We start from the raw sequence: 24667 nt of genomic DNA on the forward strand, positions 1-24667 counted from the left end.
TTAATTGACACTTTAATTCCCTAATAAAATTTTAACTAAATCGTATAATTTAATGCGGCTACCGCGCCAAAACATCACAAATACGGCGGCACGCTTTACCATCACCATATGGGTTGTGAGCCACACTCATAGCTTTATAATGTGTTTTGTCATCAAGTAACAAAGAAACTTGACTAACAATTTTCTCCACGTCTGTTCCTACAAGTTTCACGGTACCGGCCTCTACAGCCTCCGGACGTTCAGTCGTCTCCCTCATAACTAGTACTGGCTTTCCTAAACTTGGTGCTTCCTCTTGAATCCCGCCAGAGTCTGTTAATATAATGTCTGCTCGATTCATTAAATATACGAAAGGTAAATATTGCTGAGGTTCTATCAAATACACATTTGATAGGTTTGCCAAAAGCCTGTTAACTGGCTCTTGTACGTTTGGGTTAAGGTGTACAGGGTAACAAAAAACAACATCAGGATATTTAAGCGCTAATTCATTTAGTGATGAACATATACGCTCAAATCCCCCACCAAAGCTCTCTCGTCGGTGTCCGGTGATCAAAACCAATTTTTTATTATTATTTAAAAATGGAAAATTAAATTCCATTTTGGTTTTTAAAGTCGCATCAGTTTCAACCTTTTCTTTGACTAACAGCAATGCATCTATGACAGTATTTCCTGTCACAAATATATTTTTACTATTGATATTCTCCGCCAACAAGTTTTGTTTTGAAGTATTAGTAGGCGCGAAATGATAACTTGTAATAGCTCCTGTAAGCCTGCGGTTCGCCTCCTCTGGCCAAGGAGAGTATATATTCCCAGTCCGAAGACCAGCCTCAATATGCCCCACAGGGATTTGTTCATAATATGCAGCTAGGCTAGCTGCAAATGTAGTAGCTGTATCACCATGTACTAATACAACATCTGGTTTAAAAGTTTTTAACACTGGTGTAAGTTCTAAAAGAATACGACTTGTTATATCCGGTAGCGTTTGCCCTTCTTTCATTAAATCCAGATCAAAATCCGGGATAATATCAAAGAGTTCTAATACTTGGTCTAACATCTCTCTATGTTGAGCGGTAACGCATACCTTAGCTTCATAGCGGCTATCACTATTTAATGATTTAACTAGTGGTGCCATTTTTATCGCTTCAGGTCGCGTACCAAACACTGTTAATATCTTTTTCATTTTACACTTCTTTTTTACTGCGAAAGTTTATTAGAAACACCAATATAGTGCCCCAAAATAGTCCCATGAATACACCGAAACCTACAATAATCGCACGTTTCGGTTTTGTTTTATTATCGGGTTCAGGTTTCTTTGCGGGAATTAAAGTTTTTAACAAATACTCTTTATTTACCTCTGTCATCATAACTTTTTGGGTATGAGACTCAATCATTGAATAAAACACTTCTCTCATTTGCGCATTATTTGTTGACTCAATTTTTCTTTCTAAAAACTCAATGCTTGCAAGTGCTTCTCTTCTATCTTGCAACTTAAAGTAGTTGTTAATACTGTCTTTTAACCTTTCAGTGAGCTCGTAAGCTACTTGTGGTGAAAAATGATTTATAGAAATACTAAAAATACCAAGTTCTTCGTCAAAATTTACATCAAGTATATCTTTTTTTATTTTTTGATAGGTCTCATAACTTGTGGGTTCTGCCGATTTTAATTTATCACTAAACCAAGTACTTTTCATCTTCCAAGTTTTTGTCGTTAAATCATAGACCGATTCGTCATAAAGCAACCTATTTGAATCTCGACTCCATCCATTAGTTGCCATTAAAGTAACTTTAAGGTCATTACTTTCTACAAACTCTTCGAGGTAGGGCCAGCTTTTCATCAGCTCAACTGCATGGGCAACTGAATTACTTTCCCCACTACCACCTAAGTCAATACCAGCCATAGACGCTAATCCACCATACTTGGATGCCAATGAAGAAAGCCCCCCTTCACTATCTTGACTAGAAGGAACTAACTTTATGGTAGAAGTGTATATATTCGGTAGTGATAAGGCATATAACACAGACACAATTGTTATAAATACTGTTAGCATTATAATTTTAACTCTACCCTGCCAAATGACCGATGCCAGTTTTGCGATATCTATTTCGTTTTCATTGACTAGTTCCACCTGTGACTGTTGTACTGGTCTCGTACTCGCCCATTTCCCTTCTAAATTAAATTGCAATTCTGATATCTTTTTTTCTAACCTTTGGATTTCACTTTCATTCATGTCATTCATTTTGTTATAACCTACCCAACGCAGCTAAACCAACCGTCAACTGATAAAAAATTGACGTAGCTTTTTCCCATAATGTAAGTCTATCTGTGTAGTTTGCATCCAAAGGAACGACAATCGTATCACCTGGATTAATCCTGGTTTCGTTAACACCTAACCAAGTGTAATCAGGTACTTCAACCAGGCCATTGGCTCGAATAACATAAACGCGATCCTCGTCAGCTTGCTGACGCAAACCACCACTACTTTGTAGATAGTCTTCTAAGTTCCAACTTTCATTGTGGACGTGGGAAGTAGCAACTTGAACTTCGCCTATAACATTAACTTCACGGCGGTAAGTAGGTACCATTAATTTGTCACCATCTTCAAGTTGAATGTCATAAGTGGTTTCATTAATGACTTTATTTAAATCAATTACGAGACGTCCGACACCTTCAACTGTGGTAAGTTGATTAACTAATGTCTGTACTTCACCTACTGCAACTGAACCATAACTAGATGAGATAGATTTGAATGCCAATTCCTTACTCAGGTTACGAGCTAAGTCACGTGCTTGGCGCTGCTCCATCTCTTTTAGAGAAACACGAGTGAAAAATGCAGCTTGAGGCGCGGCAAATTGCGTTAAACCACCGGCCCTTTCTAAGACAGCTGCTAAACCTTCACCTTCACGGATTGTGTAAGTACCTGGGTAAGCGACTTCACCTGCAATAGTAATTTTTGACTCTTTTTGCCAATTAGCTTGCTGGAACACGTTGACTACATCTTTGGGTTGCAATGCAAGATTGTTATGGCCTTCATCGTTTAATGCGGCACTGATTGAAAACTGGATGTGTTCTTTGGACGCATCTTTAGCTTGATAAAGGGTTCTTGAGATTTCGGCCAGTTCCATATTAGCCGATTCCGTTACTCCGCCTGCAGCAGAGATAATATCAACAATCGTTGCAGACTCCGAAATTGGATATACACCTGGGAAATGCACTTCGCCCGTGACTTCAACGGTAGCGACTAAATGACCCGGTAAAACATTAGCTTCTAACAGTTTTATAACCGGCACAATCAAATCTTGACGAGATAAGCTTTTAGTTGATGCCAGCGCTTCTTGTTGTGCTTGTAAATCACCTGTTTTTAGTTTGTAAAGGTAGTTTAAACCACTCTCTGATTGCAGGGCGTTGACATTTTGTTTTAACCACTGATTAGCAAGTAAACTGGTCGCTTGTTCTTTAGCACTGTTGGCTAAATCAATTTTTTCGTTAGTGGTTAGATCAGGAATGTCATTTAACTTATCGTTAAAATACTGGCGCTTACTCAAATTAGCGGAACGGAAGTCACTTTCATCGTATTTATTAAAGAACAATACAATGTCATTCGCTTTTAATTGTAATGAGTTTTGTGTAAACAAAGCTTTAGGCTTAAATTGCTGTAACTCAATTCCGCCTTCACTCAGTTCTGAAACAACAAGCGCATAATTCATATCCGTTGAAGGTGACAAGTCGTCTTTACTTTTAATAAGTTCGCTGAGCGTCATGCCATCATAAAATGCATAACTGCTTGGGCGCGACACTGCACCACCAACATGAACTACTTTACTGAATTGTTGTGAGATAGGTAACACGCGAATGATATCGCCCGCTTTAGCAACGTAATCAAATTGTTTTTGTGTTAAATCTAGGCGTCTAACTTCGCGTTGATAATTATTATCAAGGGTAGTCACTAAGATGTTTTTAGGATAAGCAAGGGAAGTAAGACCTCCAGCTAACTCAATAAGATCAGAAATTTTTGTGTTATCAGAAAGCTCGTAAATAGCTGGGCGACGAACTTCACCATAAACTTGAACTTGAGCATTGATTGCATTTACAAAAACTACGTCTCCTTCCTGTAATCTTTGATCTGCAGACACGTCACCTTGAGTGAAAAGCTTGTATAAGTCTAGCTTAGAGATTGTTTTACCCGCTCGTTTTAGTTCGACATTTCGCAAAGAGCCAACTTCTGTCGGTCCTCCGGAAATAAACAACGCATTGGTCATTGTAGACAAGCTTGATAACTGATACGCCCCCGGATTTTTAACATCGCCAACCACGTACACTTGTATATTACGCAAGCCAGCAATAGAAACCGATGACTTAATCCCGATCATACTGACTTCAACAACTTCAGCGATGCGTTGTTTAACCTCTGAGTAGGTTAAGCCAACTACATTAAGTGGTGGTAATTCAGCAAAGGTAATTTTTCCTTCACTATCCACGGTAACTACTTGGGACGAAGACTGTTTGCCATATAGGTTAATTTCTAAACTATCCCCTGGTCCAATAACATAGTCAGCTGGAACGCTTGCGGTACCACTAGGCACAAAAGCGCCCTGCATGCCTTTGAACATCTCATAACCAAATGGGCGTAATTCGTTAACATTTTTTTGACGCATTTCTATCGCTTGGCTCAAAAGTGCATCATCAACAGCTGTTGCGTTGGAGTTTAAATACTGCTGCTCTGGCTTGACTTGCGTATTAGTAGTATTTGACGGAGAGCTTTCTAATGCATTTAAATCAATACCAAACTGCTTTGCTAGCGCTTGCTGTTGAGCTTTTGGAAGTTTTTTAAATTGTTCGATTTGTGCCGCTGACGGTGTCGTCGAAATTTGTGCGGTGACTAATGGTGCGCAGGTGAGTGTCAATACCGCTGTAACTGATAACACCCCTTTCAAAAAGGCCCTGTACATATAAAATCCTCAACCAATTTAATGACTTAATTTAAAAACTTTTGTTGGGTTTGGAAAAGGAAGCTATTTGGATGTATTCCCTTACCAAAAATCGGACGCACATACTAACTGAATAGGGCTCTAAATGCACCTGTGAATTTGTTAAAAATGTAATTAAATTACCTATAATTTAGCCAAACAGACGTCAACTTATTAAATAAAAAATAAAAATCCCAGCAAAGCTGGGATTTCCTAAAATATTATTTGATTTAATTTTGAACAACAAATTATTTCTTTTTTCCAATGCGCTAACAATATTAATCGCTACCAAACAAATCTCTGGTATAAACCTTGTCCACAACATCACTCAACTCTTCTACCATGCGATTCGCAACTATCACATCGCAGGTTTGTTTAAATTTAGCAAGATCTTTAATGACTTTAGAGTTAAAGAAATCTTCTTCGTCTAACACAGGCTCATACACCACAACCTCGATACCTTTGGCTTTGATACGCTTCATGATGCCTTGAATCGCTGATGCTCTGAAGTTATCCGAACCAGCTTTCATGATCAGTCGATACATGCCTACTTTTTTAGGCTGTTTGGCGATGATCGAATCAGCAACAAAGTCTTTACGAGTCGTATTGGCATCAACAATGGCACGGATCAGGTTTTGTGGCACTTTGTTAAAGTTGGCTAGTAACTGCTTGGTGTCTTTTGGCAGACAGTAGCCGCCGTAACCAAACGAAGGGTTGTTGTAGTGGTTACCAATTCTTGGGTCTAGACTTACCCCTTCTATGATTTGGCGCGAATCCAATCCATGAATTTCTGCATAACTATCTAACTCATTAAAGTAAGCCACTCGCATTGCTAAATACGTATTTGAGAAAAGTTTAATAGCTTCCGCTTCGGTTGAGTTAGTCAACAGTACTTCTGGGTCTTGTTTAATCGCGCCTTGAGCAAGTAGCTTGGCAAACGTTTGAGCCCGCTCTGATTGCTCACCCACAATGATACGAGATGGATATAAATTATCGTAAAGGGCTTTACCCTCTCTTAAAAACTCAGGCGAAAAGATGATTTGTTGATTATCAAGCTCTTGTTTGATTTTTGCGGTATACCCAACAGGAACAGTCGACTTAATCACCATTACAGCCGAAGGGTTAATCTGTGTTACCTGTTTAATCACCGCCTCAACAGAGCTGGTATTAAAATAATTTGTTTCTACATCGTAGTCAGTAGGAGTAGCGATAATCACAAAGTCTGCGTCTTTGTAGGCTAGCTCAGCGTCCGTCGTTGCAGTAAAGTCGATGTCTTTATTTGCCAAAAAGTCTGAAATTTCAGCGTCGACAATTGGGCTTTTTTTGTCATTAAGTAACGCTACCTTATCTTCAAGGATATCAACCGCCACCACTTTATTGTGTTGGGCCAGTAGCAACGCATTTGATAAACCCACATATCCAGTCCCAGCAACCGCAATGTTAAAACTCTTCACTTAGAATTCCCTATCTTTAAATTTAATTTTTGTAATACGCACGGTACCACTCAACAAACTTAGCAACACCCTCTTTTAGGTTGGTTTGTGGTTGGTAATCTATTGCGTCAAATAAATCTTGTGTTTCAGCCCAGGTCTTATAAACATCTCCTGGCTGCATTGGCATCATGTTGCGTTTAACCGGAACCGACAGGGCAGATTCCAACTCGTCAACAAAGTCTAAAAGTTTTACGGGCTGACCATTACCGATATTAAACAATCGGTAAGGCGCAGAGCTTTGTTTGGCTGAACCTGTCTCAGGGTTCCAGTTTGGATTTGGCTCTGGAATATTGTTGGCTACTCTTAATACACCTTCAACAATGTCATCAATGTAGGTGAAATCTCGACTTAGTAGACCATTATTGTAGATGTCGATTTGTTCACCGTTCATGATCTTTTTAGTGAATTTGAACAACGCCATATCAGGACGTCCCCAAGGGCCATAAACCGTAAAAAAGCGCAAACCTGTGGTTGGTAAATTGTATAGATGAGAATAACTGTGGCTCATCAACTCATTAGACTTTTTGGTCGCCGCATACAGTGAAATTGGATGATCAACACTGTGTTCGCAACTAAACGGCATTTGTGAATTTAATCCATACACGGAACTAGAAGACGCATAAACCAAGTGTTTAACCTGATTGTTGCGGCACCCTTCTAAAATACTTAAATGCCCTGTTAAATTAGAGTCGGCATAAGCAAAAGGGTTTTCTAGAGAATAACGAACACCAGCTTGAGCCGCTAAATGGATGACAATATCGAATTGTTGCTGTTCAAATAAGGCTGCAATCGCCTCTCTATCAGCAATGTCTAGCTTAAAAAACTCGAAGTTTGAATAGGGCGCAAGTTGTTCTAAACGAGCTTCTTTGAGCGAAACTTCATAATAGTCGTTTAAATTATCGACTCCGATAACTTGATGGCCTTGTTCGCACAGCTGCTGCGCGGTATGAAACCCAATAAAACCCGCGGCACCGGTAACTAAATACTTCATTAAATGTCCGTATCAACGCTAATTCTATAAATTAGGGCTATAGTAGCCTTGCTAAAAAAAAATTAATAGTGAGAGTTTTGTTAAAAATAAAAAACCCAGACTAAGCTGGGTTTTTTAATGCTAAAACTGTTAAGAGTTATAGCTTTGGAATATCGAATTTAATTACTTTTTGTTCGATTTCTGTGTCTATGATCCAAAACGTTTGACCATTAGGTGCTCGTTCTAGAACTTGCTCGTTACTTTTGCCTTTAGCCGTCACTTCTGAAACCAACTCGAGGCTGCCATCAGAATTTAGTTTGTTAAGCTTGACCTTAGATTCATCGGCAGATACCAACTCGTGAGTCACAAAGTGCTCTTCATCGACTTTAAAAATCGATTTAACCGCCTCAACACTGGATGTTAATACTAACTCTGATGTATCAGCCATGTTTTTGAACACTTGATACTGCTCCGTATCCGCGATTTCGATATGGAATTGGCCTTCATAAAGAGTCCAGCGTTTATCCGTTGTTTCGAACAGTTCATATAGCTGACCGTCAATAAGGGTAAACTCTCTCCAACCAATACTAAATGAGTCGTCCGTTTTTGATATTAGCTTTTGTCCATATAAACCACTGAAGTTAGTTATATCTACTTCACTTTGCAGTTTTAATGAGCCATCTTGGATATCAAATACGCCGAGAAGGTATTGAGGTTGGAAGTTTTCGTATGAACGATAAAGCAGGACAACCAAATCATTCTTTAGTACCCATGCTTGATAAAATGTTGTTGCGAGCCGTGGTTCTGATTTTAAGAAGGTTTGTGACAGTCTTTTTGAGGTTTCGTCGTAAGTAATCAAACTTACGCGAGAATCTTTGAAAGTCTCATTTGGCAGAATCGCTTGCCCTAAACTATTTAGGTCTCCCATTCTGAACGTCAATTGAGAATGTTCTTCTACGTCAAATATTGTTCTTAACGGCGCTATTTCTGGCGTTTGTCCAGAAGTGTTTATGTATGCTGTAATTGATAAATTCAGCATCCAGTAGCCGTTTTCAGAAGTATTTAAATTGGTTGTGCTACTCAAATAAGGTAAACCTATCGGGCTTTCCTTGACGGTATGAGATTGGTGGTTATATTTAACACGCTGACCTGAAAAAACTTGAATGCCGATAGAAGTTTCATCGTCTGCCCAAGTCATCGGCGATAAGTAATCTACTGTCGTATTATTACCTGCTAGAACTAAATCGCCACTTTGATCAACAGAGAAAGACTTTATCTTTGTTGTTCCTTCTAATGGCCCAAATTCTTGCAGTACAGCGCGATCACCTTTGCTGTTAATAGACAGGGATAATGGGCTAGAAGGTACTTCATTCGCAATAGTTTGGCTTGGTGTCAATTGACCAGACTCTTCGTTGATGGTCATAACATTAATGCCATTTGCAGTTGCAAACAACATTTTGCCCATACCAAAAGCTTCAATGACGGTGCTTCCGATATCTTCTTCAGTCACGTCTTGGTGATTTGAAAGGCTTAGAAAACCGGTAGAAGGGTCCACTTTAATTGCACTGATCGCACCGTTGAGATAATCGTAGCCTACTGATGTAGTGTAATAGATAAAATTACCTGAATAGTCTAGAGCTAAATTTTTGTAGTAATCCACTAAACCGCTATAGGATACATCTACACGATTTACATAGGTCATTTCGTGGCTGCTATGTAATTGATAGCCCACAATATAGACTTGTTGGAAGTTGTGTATGACGGCGTATAGCATCTCTTCATTTGAAGACAGCACAAAAGTGTTAGGTATGAAGCCTTCAGAAGAGGTGTCACTATTGTCACTGATCTGAACATCAGTGTTGACGTGTTTGATTGCGTAGGCATTGTCATTTTTTGTAATGCTAACAAAGAAAGGTACCGGTGAACGTCGGTCGGCTTTGTCCTCTTTTCTTATACCCGCAACAATAAAGTCGCCTGATGACAATTTCTGAATGTAAAATGTTTTAACAATATTTAACGCTTCAAATTCGGCTTTTAACACGTGATTGTAGTCTGGGTTTGTGCCTAATTCAGATGCATTATTAAATATGAACAACCCATCGCTTTGTGCTGCGTAGACGTTGTTTTCATCGGCAAATGTAACTTCGGTTTTCCCTAAGATTCTTGTCTTGTGTTCTTGAATATTATTAACATTGACGGCTATTAGCTTATCTTTATTATCACCAATACCATCTTGGTCGATGTCTTTTGATTCTGTTGAGTCATAGACAAAAGCATCATCTTTATTAAGAACGCCATCGCCATCGATGTCTTCGTCTTCGCTGTTTAAGATACCATCACCATCAAGGTCGTTAACAGCAAAGCCCTTACTAATTTGAACCACTACTGAGTTAGCGATAGTAACCAACGACTCTGACAGTGCCTCAATTGCAGCTTCAAATGTCACCTCAGAATCTGAACTTGTTTGAAGTTCGGTCAGTGTTAAATCCAACACTAATTGTGTCAAGGCTAATGTCTGGTCTGTATCTAATTCGCCGTTAGATGCTAGAACGCCATCAATAACATCATTGATTAGATTAATAACAACCGCTGCGCGTTCAATACCACTTTCGATGTTAAGGTCTTGTTCCAGTTGACTTAAGATAGCACTAGCTGTAATCGCATTTAATGCAGTCGCTTTTTCAGCTAAGTTACTCAGCTCGTTGTCAGACGTAGCTTGTTCTATAGTGCGTTGAGTACTTAATTGAAATATACCAACAAGGGCTGAGAGCTGATCGCTGGTTAAGCTAGAAAGTGTGGTTTTGTTTTCGTTTATAAAAGTCTGTACTGATTCGGTAAGAACACGTGCTGATGTTGTGATCTTTTGTTTATTTTGTTGAAAGGTATTAGCTTCGATAGAGTCTTCGACTTGTTCTTTTAGTTGGTTGGTAAGCTGAAGTGATACCTCTGCGTCAAACTTTGACACTTGACCTAAGTTAGTTGGCTCTATCACTTGAGCACTCACAATCAACTCTGCCAGTAATGAAAGTACTTCATCACCACTTGCAATATAGTCCGACTTTAGTTCAGTTCCGGTCAAACCCAGAGTGGTTTCAACATGGATTTGGCTTTCAACTAAATCTCCAGTTTCGGCGGCCAGTGCCATTATGATTGAAGTATATGGAGTCGCGTTTTGCTCTCCTGGTAACGTAGCCAAGACAAACGTATTTTCGGCAGTAATAGGTATACCTGTAGGACTGGAGTCACTTATCGTTGATTCATCAACGGCTCCTTCAGGGACCGAAACAGAAACCACCAGTGTGGAAAGCTCAAGATCAAGACCCGTTAAATCAAGGGTTGCAACGCCTCCCTCTCCAGACAAGGCATTTGGCTCGGTTGTGTCAAAGGTACCATTGTTGTTTAAATCTACATAAGCAATTGCATTTCTGATGTAGCCGTCAATAACGCGTACTTGATGTTCGACCTTTGTCGTACTTGAATTATTGTTAGTATTGTCTGCTGAAGAACTGGTATTGTTATCTGCGGCAGGCTCGGAGCCTCCGCCACATGCAGTTATTGATAATAAAAGACCAGCAAAAATACTGCCCTTTACACTTTTAGAGTGCATAGCCACATCCTTGTTTACATTGTTAATTATGTTTTATTTATTATAAATATTGAGCAGAACAATCTACCCACTGGTCGGATGCTAAAGTAATTTAAACCATGAGTCAAAAAACCCAGCCGAAGCTGGGTCTTTATCAATTTTATAAACAAGTTAAAACTTAGTTTTTAACGTGTTCTTCTTGTGTGCCTTCGTGCGTACCTACTACTGACATTTCTTCTTCGATTTTTGATTCTAAATCGTCAGCTACGTAGTCTTCGGCACCGTGCATCCAGTCAACCAGCTTGTCACTGAGTAACCATAAGCAGATACCCGCGGTAAATGCCATGATCGCAACACCACCGAATGTCGATAATGGACCTGCATCACCAACTTGTTTACCAATTGCAGCAGCTGCGTAGTTACCAAAGCCAGAGAATAAGAACCACATACCCATAAGTAGTGATGTGAACTTAAGTGGTGCTAAGCGAGATACCATTGACAAACCAATTGGTGATAAACACAACTCACCCATGGTGTGGAAAATATACGCCATGACCAACCAGATAACGTGTGCTTTTAAGCTTTCGTCGTCACCGATTTGTAAAGCCGCACCAACCATAGAAATGAAACCAAGACCTAGGAAGAACATACCCAAGGCAAACTTCTTAGGAGAGTTTGGCTCAGCTTCACCCATTTTTAACCAAATCGCGGCAAACATTGGAGCCATGATTATGATGAAGATAGGGTTAACCGCTTGTAACCATGATGCTGGCATTTCCCAACCAAAGAACACTAGGTCGGTTTTGTATTTAGCAAATAGGTTCATTGAACCTGCCGCTTGCTCAAAACCAGCCCAAAATACGATAGTAAAGAACGACATGATTAAAATAACTTTAACGCGGTCGCGCTCTTCTGGTGTTAGTGGCTTGTTAACAGCAGCTTGGTCTAAGCCTTTCGTTTGTTTTGCTGAAGGTTCAACACCCACGTTACCTAGGTATTTGTTTGATAGCGCTAATTGCATTAACACACCTAGTAACATACCGATACCCGCTACGATAAAGCCGTATTGGTAATCAAACTTCTCGCCTACTGTACCTACGACGAAATAACCTAAAATAGAGCCCGTGTTGATACCCATGTAGAAGATAGTGAATGCCGCATCACGACGTTTGTCACCTTCTTCGTATAAGTCACCCACCATGGTAGAGATATTTGGTTTGAAGAAGCCGTTACCAATGATCAGTAACGCTAAGCCTAACCACATCATCTCTACTTCAAAGCCAGCAACCACAGAATGCGGCGTACCTAACGCGAATTGACCTAACATCATGACCACACCACCAAAGATGATGGACTTACGCTGGCCCCATACGTTGTCGGCCATCCAACCACCAAGTACAGGTGTGACGTAAACCAACATTGCGTATAAACCTAGGATGTTTAAGGCATTAGCTTGAAGTTCTTTTTGGTAAGCTTCTTGGGCATCTGCTGACAGAGGGTCGATACCGAAGTACGCCATATCCCAGCCCATTGCCGTTGCTGTTGCAAGGCTTGATAAATAAAGTACGAAGATACCACGCATACCGTAGTAACTCATGCGCTCCCACATTTCTGTTCCGAATAGCAGGAAGAGGCCTTTAGGGTGGCCTAACATCTCCCCTGCTGCGACAGGTTTGTTCATTGTGAACCCCTTTTTGTTCTAATATTTGTTGTAATATTTTTTGTATTAATAGATGTGCTTTGTTTTTCTATTTTACGTACAGTTTTAAATGTTAACCCCCGGTTTATACCGACATCACGGAGATTCTGCAAGGTTATGAGGGTCTAATGGATAAATAAGCAACAAAATTGCTGGCTAGTCACCACCTGGGTTGCTCAGAATATCGTATTTTCTGAGTTGTGGAATTTGATTTTGTAGCCGAGCTTCGATTTTATCAAGTGTTTTAAAGCGTTCACAAAACGCTTCTGCTTTTTGTGCAAGGCGGTTAGCGTTGTATTTCAGCGCTTGTTCGACGTTATTGGTTAACTCGTTAACGCTGTCATCTAAGTCTGATTGTTGGCCTTCGACGGCTCCTTCACTTCTTCGATACGCTTGGCCCATTGCCCCTAACATCACATTAAGTGAATCTGTGACTACGGATGAGATTTTTGACGAGAGCTCATCAGAGAAGAACTCGTCGAGTTCGTCCATTCCTTGCGGAGCAATATAGAAGTTGTCGCCAGAGCGAGAAAATCGTTTGAGGAGTGAATTTCGTAAATATAAAAACTGGGCTTGAGTTTCTTGTGATACATCCGTACCCGCCAAACCTGTAATTACTTTTTGTAAGGCGTCAAAGCCTAAATCCATGCTATCCATGGCAATGGTAACGATTTCTGGTAATTCTTTGCGTAGACCGCGGCTGAATTCTTTGAGTAAAAACCGCTCTTGGTCAGTTAACTCGATCATTTCGCCGCGAATAAACAATTGAGTATCGTGGTTTATTTGAACCTGAGTACGGCCACGTTCCATTACTCTGATGTGATCGGGTGAGATCAACAAGCCAAGCTCTAAACGAATGTGGCACTCATTGGCGAACGACTTATTGCCAAAAGGCATTAAGGTTGCCCCTGCGATGAGCAAAATAATGAAGAACTTATGAACCATGTACTAGACCAGATACTCTCTACTTAAGGCTTCTTATAAAAACGCTTTTACAAATGCGTTTTACCTATTTCAGTCTTAAGTGTCCAGTTTTGTGACATGAAAAGCCAAGTTATTCAGCGTACCTTACCATGCGTACGTAGTAATCTGCGTTTTTGTCATTACTGTCTATACGGCCGTTGTAAAAAGCAACAGACCAAGCTTCATCGCGTTTATTGGCGCTCGTATTAGGGGTCGAGGTCCAGTGACGCTCATCTGGCGTATTGGCAAAAATAGCTTGGTTGGCTGCGGGTTCAACACAGGTACGCTCAACGATTGAAGCGAGCTCTTTTACGTTAGGAACACGCCAATCGTCAAAGTTTCCTGCCGAATATGCCGTCGCGGTTTGCAAAGCTTGTTGCCAGGTAAGCCTCAATGCTTCACCGACGCACATTTCATTAGTCGCATCCCAAGTTTGACCGACCACACAACGCGCCCATGCCAACCCCGTTGTGGAGTCAATCACGTAATCCGAACTGATCCCTTCGGTAATAAAATTCTCACTTGGCGTTGTTTCATCTCCGGTTTCACAGCGCTGCTCTGCAAACAGATTAAAGCTCAAAAGTAACGTCGATAAGAAAGACGGAATGATCACAGTGGTAAAGTTGGATATGTTTTTCATTTGGTTCACTCTATCTATTAAGGGCGGCGTACTAACCGAACGTACGCGGAGGATGAAGATTTGATAGCTGAGTCATCACCATTGCTGACGTCGAGCACCCAATTGAATAACTCACCTCCACCTTCAACATTAATATCCGATACCCAATAAAACATATGGTTTAATGCAGCACGGTCAGGTGCGTATGGAAAAAACTCATTAGGTAACAAGCTATTTTGATCTGTGTCGCCATAATCCATGATCCCCATTAACTCTATATAAGTCGGTAGTCGCCAGTTGGCGCCGCCACAAAAGGCCTGATCATTTACCGCTTCAATATAGGCCTCGACCGAACAGACATAAGCAGATGGACATGAACCCACAGGGTTAGCTTCGTCAACGATTGAATAGTAGTTCTCGACTCCGCGCAAAGCACTGTACTGAGGTGATGCATTTGACTCTTTCACTTCCCAAACGAGGCCAGTGAAGTTGTCACGGACGCAGCTAAACACCAACGCGTCATTGCTTAGCTCATCGCCATTGACGTCAAATTTGGTAAAATCGAAGGTTTTTTCACCTGCACCGTATTTATCTATTGCATTGGCGACCGAGTCGCGACCTGAGTCTGCATCTTGGTTGGGATAATCCACATTGTCACAAGGGATCAGACCGTCATCGTCGTAACAATCAACGACACCCGTGTCATGTAATGTCCCCAAATTAAGTGGATTAACGGTGACGTTGACCGTATCCGTAGAGCTGTTGCCATTGCCATCGATTGCTTCAACCTGAAAACTCAGCGCTTCTGTAATGTCTACATTGGGCGCATAAAACTCGGCGATACATTGGTCAGCGTTGATTAAGTCAACACTGATGCCACTAATTTGTGTCCAAGTACAAGAAATCACATTGTCGACTGAGAAGCTGTTAGACGCATCGAGCTTTACTAGAGAGAACTCATTGACTGTCTGATCTTGGCCTGCATCCGGGCTGACCGTACCTGCCGCAGCAGCGACTGGAATGGTAATAATGTTGGTACCAATTAATTCGAAGTTATCGGTTACCGTTAGTTCGATTTGAAAGTGAGTTAACGCTTCTACATACGGCGCTTGAATGGTTACCGTATCACCGTCGGTCGCCGAGAAAAACTGAAGCGGAATATGCGTGTCTATTTGTCGCCACTGATAAGCACGAACTTCGCCGTCCGTATCGTAACTGTTTTTACCTGATAAGGTGATCAACTCAAATGTTTTATACGGTGCGACGGCCGATGAGGTATTATCTATGACTGCTACAGGGTTGCGAGGAATATTTTTAACCGTGATTGTAACTTGATCGTCAACTCTTTGACCGTCTGGTGCAACGTAAACGACCTCTATAACAATATCCGTATCTACATCGACTTGTGGCGCTAAAACACTAAGCTCTAGTGCTGCATCAGTTGGAAAGTCCTCAATAGCCGGCCCTTCAATTTGGGTCCACGTCGTCGCCCCTTCTGTTGGGTAAACCACTGCCGTAATGGCAATCACTTGCCCTTCTGCCACCACCATATCGCTGCCTAAGTTAATACTTGCAACATTAGCGCCTGACGGCCCTTCTGGTTCACTACCACCGCAGGCGGTTAGCAGCAAAGTAAAAAATAGGACAGAAAATAATCTCATACGTGTTCAAACACCTTAAATACAACACCAAAGGAAAACAACAAAAGCACCTAAACGCTTTTTGGTAACCGACAATTACTCGAAAATTACGTATAAATGTTAGTACTAGTCATCTGTTGAAAGCAATTCTTACGCCAATAAAAAACCGACCATCAGGTCGGTTTTTGTTTAATTCGATGATTAAGCAGTGCCTAAATTACTCAGACGCGTCTTCTTCAGTTTTGAATTTAGCGGCTGTTTCGCTAATTAACGGCTGAAGTTCGCCTTTTTGGAACATCTCTAAGATGATGTCACAACCGCCGATTAACTCGCCTTCAACCCATAGTTGTGGGAATGTTGGCCACTCTGCATAAGCTGGTAACTCAGCACGGATATCTGGGTTTTGTAGAATATCTACGTATGCGAACGGTTCGCCACACTGCATTAGGGCTTGTGAGGCTTGCGATGAAAAACCACATGATGGCAATTTCGGGCTGCCCTTCATGTATAAAAGAATTGGGTTTTCTGCGATCTGTTTTTTAATTTTTTCAATGGTTTCCATTGTAACCTCAACTTAATGGTAATTTTTTTCACGACGACTAGACTTAAGCCTGATCTTAAAAATAAAATAAGGCGTTTTGTAATTTTAGACTTGAAAATCAATCTTTAAGTCTTATTAAGTATGAACAGATTGGGCTTTTTCAAGTCCAGCACATTAAAATAAAATACAAAACGGACACTTGAGAGTTATCAATCAAGTCCGTCGATTTTATCAATAAACATAAACAAAGCCAACGGAGACAACCATTATGGCATTCGAATTACCAGCACTACCATATGCTAAAGATGCATTAGAACCTCATATCTCAGCAGAGACTTTAGACTTTCACCATGGTAAGCATCACAACACTTACGTTGTAAAATTAAACGGTCTAATCGGTGGTACTGAGTTTGAAGGCAAATCTCTAGAAGAAATCGTTAAAACTTCTGAAGGTGGCGTATTCAACAACGCAGCACAAATCTGGAACCACACGTTCTACTGGAATTCTTTAAGCCCGAACGGCGGTGGCGCTCCTACTGGTGCAGTAGCTGACGCAATCAACGCAAAATGGGGTTCTTTCGAGAAGTTCCAAGAAGCATTCAATGACAAAGCAGTTAACAACTTCGGTTCAAGCTGGACTTGGTTAGTTAAATTAGCTGACGGTTCTTTAGACATCGTAAACACGTCTAATGCTGGCACGCCAATCACTGAAGAAGGTGTTACACCTCTTATCACTGTTGACCTGTGGGAACACGCTTACTACATCGATTACCGCAACGTACGTCCTGAATACCTAAAAGGTTTCTGGGCATTAGTAAACTGGGACTTCGCGAATCAAAACTTCGCATAATAGTTTCTAGTAAACTGATCGTTAAAGACGCCAAGTTTGTATTAACTTGGCGTTTTTTTTTGTATCATGCGCCCTTCGCGCGAACCGCATTTGGAATGCTTTTTTGGATAAAAGATAGGACAAGGTAATGAAAGAGTTGTTATTAGCCTCCGGCAATCAAGGTAAAGTCAATGAGTTACAAGAAATGTTGGCGCCGTTGGGTTTTAATGTTGTTCCGCAAAAGCAATATAATGTCGGAGACGTCCCAGAGACAGGTACCACCTTTGTCGAAAATGCCATTATTAAAGCCCGCCATGCTGCCGAAATGACAGGTTTACCTTGTATTGCTGATGACTCTGGTCTCGAAGTTGCCGCGTTAAATGGCAAACCCGGAATATACTCTGCTCGATTCGCCGGTCCAGGTGCAACCGATGGAACCAACATTGACAAGTTGTTGAGTAAATTGGACGGGGTTCCGATGGAGCAGCGCCAGGCGCGATTTGTTACTGTATTGGTCTTTATGCGCCATGCCAATGATCCTTGTCCTGTGATCTGTGAAGGATACTGGGATGGTGTGATAACAACAGAACGCCATGGTGACAACGGCTTCGGATATGATCCTGTTTTTTTTCAACCTGATTTAAACAAAACAGCTGCGCAACTAAGTCCTGATGAAAAGCATGCGCGCAGTCATCGTGGTCAAGCCCTCAGAGCCTTGTTAGAAAAGTTTAAACAACTGGGTATTTAGCCTATTTTGTTTCACTAAAGTTATTGTTTTAACAAAATTGGTTATCGCCAAAACAGTCATATTAGGAATGAGTTTTTGAGTCTTTTGCAACTTCCACCACTGTCTTTATATGTTCACATTCCTTGGTGTGTGCAAAAGTGCCCTTACTGTGACTTTAATTCTCACGCCTTAAAAGGCGGCATTCCCGAAACCGAGTATGTCTCACACCTGCTTGACGATTTAGCAGCTGACTTAGAATTTGTTCAGGGTCGGCCTTTATCTACGATATTTTTTGGTGGTGGCACGCCAAGCTTATTGTCAGAACAAGCGATGGATAGATTACTAAAAGGCATTGAAGAGCTCGTGCCTTTTGCAGAAGATATCGAAATCACTCTAGAAGCCAACCCTGGCACCTTAGAAACCAATAAGTTTTCTGGTTTTTCTAAATCGGGCGTTAATCGCATTTCTATCGGTGTACAAAGTTTTGAATTAGAAAAACTAAAACAGCTTGGCCGTATTCACAACAGTGAAGAGGCGCTCAAAGCCGCGGGATTTGCCCATGATGCGGTAGCGACGTTTAACCTTGATTTGATGCATGGATTGCCAAATCAGTCACTCGAGCAAGCCCTTGCCGACTTAAAACAAGCCATTGCGTTAGAGCCTTATCATCTATCCTGGTATCAGCTAACAATCGAGCCTAATACGCTATTTTATTCGAAGCCTCCTGAGCTTCCTGAAGATGAAGTATTGTGGGACATTCAGGCCCAAGGCCACGAATTATTGAAATCAGCGGGATACGAACAATACGAAATATCCGCCTACTCTAAGCCGGAACATCAGTGTCGACATAATCTCAATTATTGGCAGTTTGGTGACTATTTAGGAATAGGTTGTGGTGCACATGGCAAAATTACCGACTTAAACTCAGACACCATCATTCGCACCGAAAAAGTCAAACACCCCAAAGGTTACATGGACTTCACAAAGTCCTATCGCTATAAACAATGGCAGGTTGAGACTGATGACTTGCCGTTTGAGTACTTTATGAATCGACTGCGTTTGAGAGCTCCGTTCTCTCTTTCTGAGTTTGAACAAAGAACCGGATTAGAGCGCTCGACCGTCGAACCTGCAATAAGCAAAGCGGTAGAGTTAGGTCTACTCAATCAAAATAACACTTCCAATCAAGACACGCGCTCTGCTGAGTTACAACTAACTCAACAAGGATTGCGTTATTACAACAACCTTGTTGATTTGTTTTTGTAATTTTTGCCAAAGACTTAAAAACAAAGGCTAACAGCTCGCTTTTTGACTTAGCTACCAAAACAACAACAAATTCGTATGTATCATTTTGCTACAAATCAGGTTGATTTGTTTTTATAAACCATTATATTAGTCAAAAAGTTAGCGACTTTTGTTGAATTAGTATGCAATACTAAAAAATAATCAGTATTTTGTAAAAAGTCGTTAGCCACCTTTTACATGCGCTTTCTTAAACGTGAATAACAATATGAAAAGTATAAAAATAATAATTGCTCTTGTTACTCTGGCTTTAACAAACTCAGTTTATGCGTCTCTGATCGTTCAGATTGGTCCTAATGGCTATTATAAAGAAAGTGCGCTTAGCAAATTCCGCTCTGTTGATTTTGAAATTCGACAGATTGACTACTCAACCACAGGTGGGTGGTGGGCTGCTGGCCAAAACACTTTGATGAATTACAACAGTTCCACTACCTTTACCTTCGAAAGTAATATTCTAGATATCACCAGCTATAACGAACGTTTTGTCGCAGCGGTATTAGATAACGGTGAGTTTTATTTAGCAGGTCCTCATGGCTACCTCAGTAATACTTCTTTATCACAACTTCGCAATGCTGACTTTGAAGTGAAGATGCTCGACTATTCAACTACAGGAGGTTGGTGGGCCGCTGGTGACTACAGCGTTTTGAATTACAAAAACAACACCAAGCACACCTTTACTCAGAGAATAGTTGATATTGCTTCCTATGATGATGATTTTTTGGTGGTGACTTTAGAAGATGGCAAACTATGGGTGGCAGGGCCAAATGGTTACGAAAGTAATCGTTCATTCTCAAAGTTTCAGGGGTTGGATTTCAAATTAACGGAAGTGGACTTTTCTTCCGCTGGTAGTTGGTGGGCTGCAGGTGATAACAAAGTCATCAACTATGGCTCAGGAACAAGTAAGGTATTCGACTTACCTGTGCTAGATATTACCTCGTTTAATCGCGATTATGCGGTCGTCCTACTCGATGACACGCCACAATATTCGTCGCAAAACACCAGTTTGCCAATGAACCTAGCCCCCTCTCTAGCTCCACAGGTTCAGGCCCCAACTAACGTTAACGAGCCCGCTCTTATTAGTTTTGTTAGCTTATTTTTGTTCTTATTGTTTGTTAGACGTCAACAGCGAATTAACCAAACTAGCACAGCAAATTAATCAATAAATCCCTTTTGATTTGATTGTATTTCACAGTAAACTGATACTGGATTGCATAAAAATAAAACAGGGATTTATTTTGAATAAGCTCATTTCAATATTATTCATTTTAGCTGTGGCGTTCTCTTCTTCTAGCCCGGCTCAACCTAACTTGGATGTCTACTCTGGGGTCAAACAGCACCCCTCTATCGCTCAACGTTTTTACTCTGCAGAGATTTTCCTTTTACATGTTTTAACCATTGATGACGTCAAATGGGCCAGTGAAGCTCAATTAGAGAGCCCAAGTAATGACCCTTGGCAATCCATTTATATCACCGGTGCTGGTGACCATCTGTATTTAACTACAAATCAGGGCAAAGTATTTAGTCAGGCATTGAACGCTGAAGGACTGCCAGATGGAGCGCTTACCGACATCACCGCAGAAGTGCTAGAGAATACCTCTGACAATAATAATGTTGCAGGCTTAGAGTTTGCCGCAGAGCAAAACTTGTTTTTGGCGAATGTTGCTAATCAGCTAATTACCTTCAAAGTAAACGGTCATGTTGTAGAAGAAAGTGTGGTTTATACGGCTGATGATTTTGTCATACCTAATTTATCTTCTGGCTCTTTTGTGCAAACCAACGGCGAGATTTACACCTCGCAAGGTCAGGTTTATCGATACCAAAACGACCGTGTTCAGGCACCTGTGTTGATTGAAGCACTATGGGGCTCGGTGGATATGTTTAGCCACCAAAACAGTTTGTATACTTACAAAGCCAATCAATTGTACATCACTGATTTTCCATTAACTGACTCGCCAACCTTTGAAGCGATAGGCGGTGAAAATGCTTGGGTGCCTGATTATGCAGACAATACATCTGGTGCTGTATTTATCGGTTATAGCGAAGAGTTTCAAAGCGGCCACCAAAATTTTTCTATTTATAACCCTCAAACAGACACTGAAAACCAAGCGTTTTTAACTGCCGAAGACCAATACGACCGCTTAATGCAGGGCATTCAGTATACCTCTGCAGCTGCACAGCCCATTATTGCTGGTGATGTTGTTTGGCTAGGACCACGTAAATTTGATCTGACCGCAAACAAAATTGGTTTTCAAAACCCTATTGAAGTCAGCACTCGTTATATGATTGAAGTTGAGTCTGAGCGCAAGAATACGGTTGTTGCACCAGAGTCTCTCAGTTCTTTTGATCATGTATTTCAATTTGGCATCGTAAACTTTGTTGAAGCGCAACAAGAAGTCGTGGATGAAGATGGAGCAACCTCAACAACCTCTGTTTTCTCACGCACTGTGCGTTCACTGATGGTCAATAATGACTGGGCACAAATAGAACACACAGATACTGTGCTATTAGGCTCAGATGAACCTGTGGAGTTGCTTGTCGCTGTGGTAAGCGACCGAGTAGAGAGCAGTCCAGTTACTGCGCCGACTTTTGAGTACTATTTACAGACGTATCACAATGACACCTTGATAGATCAAGTACTACTCCAAGATTCATTAGGAGTAACCGAGCAAGCTATTAGTGCTGATGGAACGGAAGTATTTTTTATAACAAAACAGCCCGATACAGAATCTGAAGCGGGTTATAAACTGGTTCTTAAAGGCTGTCCTATTGCCAATGATGGGGTGATTGGTACGTGCGTTACCCTTGTTGATAATGCGACAGTTGAAGAAAACGAAGAAACTGGCCCCGTTATTAAACTCGACGAACACGCCTATTTGATGCAATACCAAGATGGTGTTGTGTTACATGAAAACGGCAGTATCTCTAATAGTACGGCTGAAACCACGCACACCATGCCTACCTATTTCACTCGCCAAGTCGTGACGACGACCACAGTTGAAGAAAATGGGGCTGTGGTCGTGACACAAACAACACAGTGGCTAAACCAAACTTGGTCTTTGCCTATTTCTGAAACTAAGCAGAATTATCGCTTGTTTATAAGTCCAGTCGAACAGCGTTTATTTGCGTTTTTTAGCGAAGATAACTCGACCTATGAGCTATTAGATGATGAGACTGTAGTTGAGTTGGTGACATATAATTCTTTTATTCCTGATGCGTTAAGCTATAACCCAGCAACAGGGACGGTTTTGGCACAAGGTGGTTTATTATTCTATTACAACTTTGCCGACGCATATTCAAACGAGCTTGGTGCCTTTACTTATTTACAGGCACCTAGCCAGGTAAATGAAAACTTTGGCCGGGCCTTTTTATTATCAGATGACAGAGCTGTGATTATTGATTCTAACAGTGCGGCTGGGATCAAGCTTATCGATTTTGAAATCCCCTTCTCTCTTGCATCTATCGTTGAGCCAGCTGAAGTGAGTCAACAACAAACGGTTGAGTTTGATCTTACCTCGGTATTTTTAAATCCAGATGCTGAGGCAATGGTTCAGTTAGCTATGTTTAATTTATTGACCGAAGCGGAGTTGTTCGATGGTGTGGTCGAATTTGAAGTCGATAAAACAACCGCATTGCAATTTGATCAATTGGCTCCGTTTAGGTTGGTAGTTGAATATGATGGCTGGTCTTTTCAACATTCCTTAAAAACAAAGGTCATCAATATCAATGAAGCGCCGGTCGCAATTGAGCTATCAACCCAAACATTAAAAGTGGGTGAAGCTTATGGTGGCAGTGTCGCCGATGTATTTACGGACCCAGATAACGACGTTATGACCTTCACAGCGACAGGGTTCCCTGCTGGTATTGTATTTGACTCAGAGACCTATGGAATTGCAGGCAGGCCTACAGAAGCGGGAGAGTTTTTGATCACACTCTCAGCCACAGACACGTCAGGTTTGACAACGGAAACAACTTATACCCTGTTAGTTTCAGACCCAGAAGAAGAAGATAACAGTGGCTCTATGAACCTTATTTGGTTGCTCGCAGGCTTGAGTTTAATTAGGCTGCGTCGCAAAGCTAAGGTTATTAATTAAGAGACATAAAAAAACGATGCATATGCATCGTTTTTTTATTAGCAATGAATGAATCGCTTACTTGCAACTACGTTGGATTAAGCTGACTTTTTAGCAGCCTCACGAGCGGCTTCTTTTTGTTTGCGCTTTTCTTCTTGGCGAGCGGCAATCACTTCTTTTGCTTCTGAGCCGATGTGCTCTTCGCCACGGGCTTTTGCTAATTCGATTTGTTTTTGACGCTCAGCAAATCGTTCGCGCTGTTCGTCTGTTACTTTGTCGAAACAGTGTGGACAAGAAATGCCTTTTTCGTATTTTTCAGACTGCATTTCTTCTTCTGTGATTGGCATGCGACACGCGTGACACTGATCGTAATGACCTTTGTTAAGGTCGTGATCAACCGCAACACGATTGTCAAAAACAAAACACTCACCTTCCCACATGGTTTCTTCTTTTGGTACTTCTTCTAAGTACTTAAGAATACCGCCTTCTAGGTGATAAACCTCTTCAAAGCCCTGCTCTTTCATGTAGGCTGTTGATTTTTCACAGCGGATTCCACCCGTACAGAACATAGCGACTTTTTTGTGTTTAGCCGGATCCATGTTTTTAGCAACGTACTCAGGAAACTCACGGAAGGTTTCTGTTTGTGGGTTTACTGCGTTTTTGAAAGTACCAATTTGAATTTCGTAATCATTACGAGTATCAACTACAAATACTTCAGGGTCAGAAATCAAATCATTCCAATCTTTTGGCTTAACGTAAGTACCCACAACTTCTCGAGGGTCTATACCTTCAACACCCATAGTCACAATTTCTTTTTTAAGTTTTACTTTGCTGCGGTAAAACGGCATTTCTTCATCAAAGCTTTCTTTGTAAGAAATATCAGCTAGACGCTCATCTTGTTTGATATGAGCTAAAACTGCATCGATACCTTCGCGGCTACCAGCAACTGTACCGTTGATGCCTTCTTCTGCTAGAAGTAAGGTACCTTTAACGCCGTTGTTTTCCATTGCTTCTTGCAGTGGTTGACGTAATTCTTGGAAATTTTCTAAGCGCACAAACTTATACATTGCGCACACAACTACTTGTGACATATACATTCCTCTTTGCCCCCCGAGTCGTAAGCCCGGAGCATTGCGGATTAAAATTTTAGATGATTGGTGGGCGTTAAGCCGGCGCGCATTATACGGGCTCAAATAAAAAAGTCCAAATCGCAGGCTTACGCAATTTGGACTTTTTTTGTACAGAGTTTCGATTCTGTTGATTTATATC

At 41.1% G+C, this 24667-nt stretch carries 17 protein-coding genes; 5 read left to right on the forward strand and 12 right to left on the reverse strand.

Translation table 11 applies throughout. The features are described 5' to 3' along the window. Positions 1–58 precede the first annotated feature (58 nt). The 11 genes from wecB to J1N51_RS04000 all read right to left on the reverse strand — a co-directional run bounded on the left by wecB (position 59) and on the right by J1N51_RS04000 (position 16494). Positions 59–1177, reverse strand: a complete 1119-nt coding sequence (gene wecB / locus J1N51_RS03950) for a non-hydrolyzing UDP-N-acetylglucosamine 2-epimerase (protein WP_208832684.1) — start codon at positions 1175–1177, stop codon at positions 59–61. A 1-nt stretch (position 1178) separates the two neighbouring features. After that, a complete protein-coding gene (locus J1N51_RS03955; protein ID WP_208832685.1) occupies positions 1179–2234 on the reverse strand; it encodes a Wzz/FepE/Etk N-terminal domain-containing protein in 1056 nt (351 codons plus the stop codon). A 4-nt stretch (positions 2235–2238) separates the two neighbouring features. Further along, positions 2239–4944 (reverse strand): SLBB domain-containing protein, encoded by a 2706-nt coding sequence (locus tag J1N51_RS03960; protein WP_208832686.1) that lies wholly within the window; start codon positions 4942–4944, stop codon positions 2239–2241. Between the two features lie 296 nt (positions 4945–5240). Next, positions 5241–6416, reverse strand: coding sequence for a nucleotide sugar dehydrogenase (locus J1N51_RS03965; RefSeq protein ID WP_208832687.1), 1176 nt, complete (start codon positions 6414–6416; stop codon positions 5241–5243). Between the two features lie 22 nt (positions 6417–6438). After that, positions 6439–7446: an NAD-dependent epimerase gene (locus J1N51_RS03970; RefSeq protein WP_208832688.1), complete on the reverse strand. Its 1008-nt coding sequence runs from the start codon at positions 7444–7446 to the stop codon at positions 6439–6441. 136 nt (positions 7447–7582) lie between these two features. After that, positions 7583–11032 (reverse strand): hypothetical protein, encoded by a 3450-nt coding sequence (locus tag J1N51_RS03975; protein WP_208832689.1) that lies wholly within the window; start codon positions 11030–11032, stop codon positions 7583–7585. A 157-nt stretch (positions 11033–11189) separates the two neighbouring features. After that, positions 11190–12692: a peptide MFS transporter gene (locus J1N51_RS03980; protein WP_208832690.1), complete on the reverse strand. Its 1503-nt coding sequence runs from the start codon at positions 12690–12692 to the stop codon at positions 11190–11192. Positions 12693–12866: 174 nt separating this feature from the next. Beyond that, the gene (locus J1N51_RS03985; protein WP_208832691.1) at positions 12867–13655 is read right to left on the reverse strand and encodes a DUF2884 family protein; all 789 of its coding nucleotides are present in this window, start codon (positions 13653–13655) and stop codon (positions 12867–12869) included. Positions 13656–13764: 109 nt separating this feature from the next. Beyond that, positions 13765–14313, reverse strand: a complete 549-nt coding sequence (locus J1N51_RS03990) for an Lcl C-terminal domain-containing protein (RefSeq protein ID WP_208832692.1) — start codon at positions 14311–14313, stop codon at positions 13765–13767. Between the two features lie 17 nt (positions 14314–14330). Continuing rightward, entirely contained in the window at positions 14331–15953 is a 1623-nt protein-coding gene (locus J1N51_RS03995) for an Lcl C-terminal domain-containing protein (protein WP_208832693.1), read from the reverse strand. Positions 15954–16149: 196 nt separating this feature from the next. Next, positions 16150–16494 carry a Grx4 family monothiol glutaredoxin gene (locus J1N51_RS04000; RefSeq protein ID WP_208832694.1) on the reverse strand — a complete coding sequence of 115 codons (345 nt, stop codon included), beginning with the start codon at positions 16492–16494 and terminating at the stop codon, positions 16150–16152. A 247-nt stretch (positions 16495–16741) separates the two neighbouring features. Here J1N51_RS04000 and J1N51_RS04005 point away from each other — a divergent pair, with 247 nt between their 5' ends. The 5 genes from J1N51_RS04005 (at position 16742) to J1N51_RS04025 (ending at position 23419) form a co-directional block, all read left to right on the forward strand. Beyond that, positions 16742–17323, forward strand: a complete 582-nt coding sequence (locus tag J1N51_RS04005; RefSeq protein WP_208832695.1) for a Fe-Mn family superoxide dismutase — start codon at positions 16742–16744, stop codon at positions 17321–17323. Positions 17324–17450: 127 nt separating this feature from the next. Continuing rightward, positions 17451–18050: an XTP/dITP diphosphatase gene (locus J1N51_RS04010; RefSeq protein ID WP_208832696.1), complete on the forward strand. Its 600-nt coding sequence runs from the start codon at positions 17451–17453 to the stop codon at positions 18048–18050. Positions 18051–18134: 84 nt separating this feature from the next. Beyond that, a complete protein-coding gene (hemW, locus tag J1N51_RS04015; RefSeq protein WP_208833313.1) occupies positions 18135–19292 on the forward strand; it encodes a radical SAM family heme chaperone HemW in 1158 nt (385 codons plus the stop codon). A 244-nt stretch (positions 19293–19536) separates the two neighbouring features. Further along, positions 19537–20484, forward strand: coding sequence for a hypothetical protein (locus J1N51_RS04020; protein ID WP_208832697.1), 948 nt, complete (start codon positions 19537–19539; stop codon positions 20482–20484). A gap of 79 nt (positions 20485–20563) precedes the next feature. After that, positions 20564–23419, forward strand: a complete 2856-nt coding sequence (locus tag J1N51_RS04025) for a putative Ig domain-containing protein (protein WP_208832698.1) — start codon at positions 20564–20566, stop codon at positions 23417–23419. 77 nt (positions 23420–23496) lie between these two features. Here the strand turns inward: J1N51_RS04025 and trhO are convergent, their stop codons facing one another. Next, entirely contained in the window at positions 23497–24489 is a 993-nt protein-coding gene (trhO, locus tag J1N51_RS04030; protein WP_208832699.1) for an oxygen-dependent tRNA uridine(34) hydroxylase TrhO, read from the reverse strand. Positions 24490–24667 lie beyond the last annotated feature (178 nt).

Source organism: Psychrosphaera ytuae, from assembly GCF_017638545.1.
GTDB classification, from domain to species: domain Bacteria; phylum Pseudomonadota; class Gammaproteobacteria; order Enterobacterales; family Alteromonadaceae; genus Psychrosphaera; species Psychrosphaera ytuae.

What these genes read in the sequence shown, in the direction of transcription:
- J1N51_RS03980 (WP_208832690.1), bottom strand. Translation starts at nt 12,692, where the DNA reads ATGAACAAACCTGTCGCAGCAGGGGAGATGTTAGGCCACCCTAAAGGC.
- J1N51_RS03995 (WP_208832693.1), bottom strand. Translation starts at nt 15,953, where the DNA reads ATGAGATTATTTTCTGTCCTATTTTTTACTTTGCTGCTAACCGCCTGC.
- J1N51_RS03990 (WP_208832692.1), bottom strand. Translation starts at nt 14,313, where the DNA reads ATGAAAAACATATCCAACTTTACCACTGTGATCATTCCGTCTTTCTTA.
- J1N51_RS03960 (WP_208832686.1), bottom strand. Translation starts at nt 4,944, where the DNA reads ATGTACAGGGCCTTTTTGAAAGGGGTGTTATCAGTTACAGCGGTATTG.
- J1N51_RS04000 (WP_208832694.1), bottom strand. Translation starts at nt 16,494, where the DNA reads ATGGAAACCATTGAAAAAATTAAAAAACAGATCGCAGAAAACCCAATT.
- J1N51_RS04010 (WP_208832696.1), top strand. Translation starts at nt 17,451, where the DNA reads ATGAAAGAGTTGTTATTAGCCTCCGGCAATCAAGGTAAAGTCAATGAG.
- trhO (WP_208832699.1), bottom strand. Translation starts at nt 24,489, where the DNA reads ATGTCACAAGTAGTTGTGTGCGCAATGTATAAGTTTGTGCGCTTAGAA.
- wecB (WP_208832684.1), bottom strand. Translation starts at nt 1,177, where the DNA reads ATGAAAAAGATATTAACAGTGTTTGGTACGCGACCTGAAGCGATAAAA.
- J1N51_RS03985 (WP_208832691.1), bottom strand. Translation starts at nt 13,655, where the DNA reads ATGGTTCATAAGTTCTTCATTATTTTGCTCATCGCAGGGGCAACCTTA.
- J1N51_RS03975 (WP_208832689.1), bottom strand. Translation starts at nt 11,032, where the DNA reads ATGCACTCTAAAAGTGTAAAGGGCAGTATTTTTGCTGGTCTTTTATTA.
- J1N51_RS03970 (WP_208832688.1), bottom strand. Translation starts at nt 7,446, where the DNA reads ATGAAGTATTTAGTTACCGGTGCCGCGGGTTTTATTGGGTTTCATACC.
- J1N51_RS03955 (WP_208832685.1), bottom strand. Translation starts at nt 2,234, where the DNA reads ATGAATGACATGAATGAAAGTGAAATCCAAAGGTTAGAAAAAAAGATA.
- J1N51_RS04005 (WP_208832695.1), top strand. Translation starts at nt 16,742, where the DNA reads ATGGCATTCGAATTACCAGCACTACCATATGCTAAAGATGCATTAGAA.
- J1N51_RS04020 (WP_208832697.1), top strand. Translation starts at nt 19,537, where the DNA reads ATGAAAAGTATAAAAATAATAATTGCTCTTGTTACTCTGGCTTTAACA.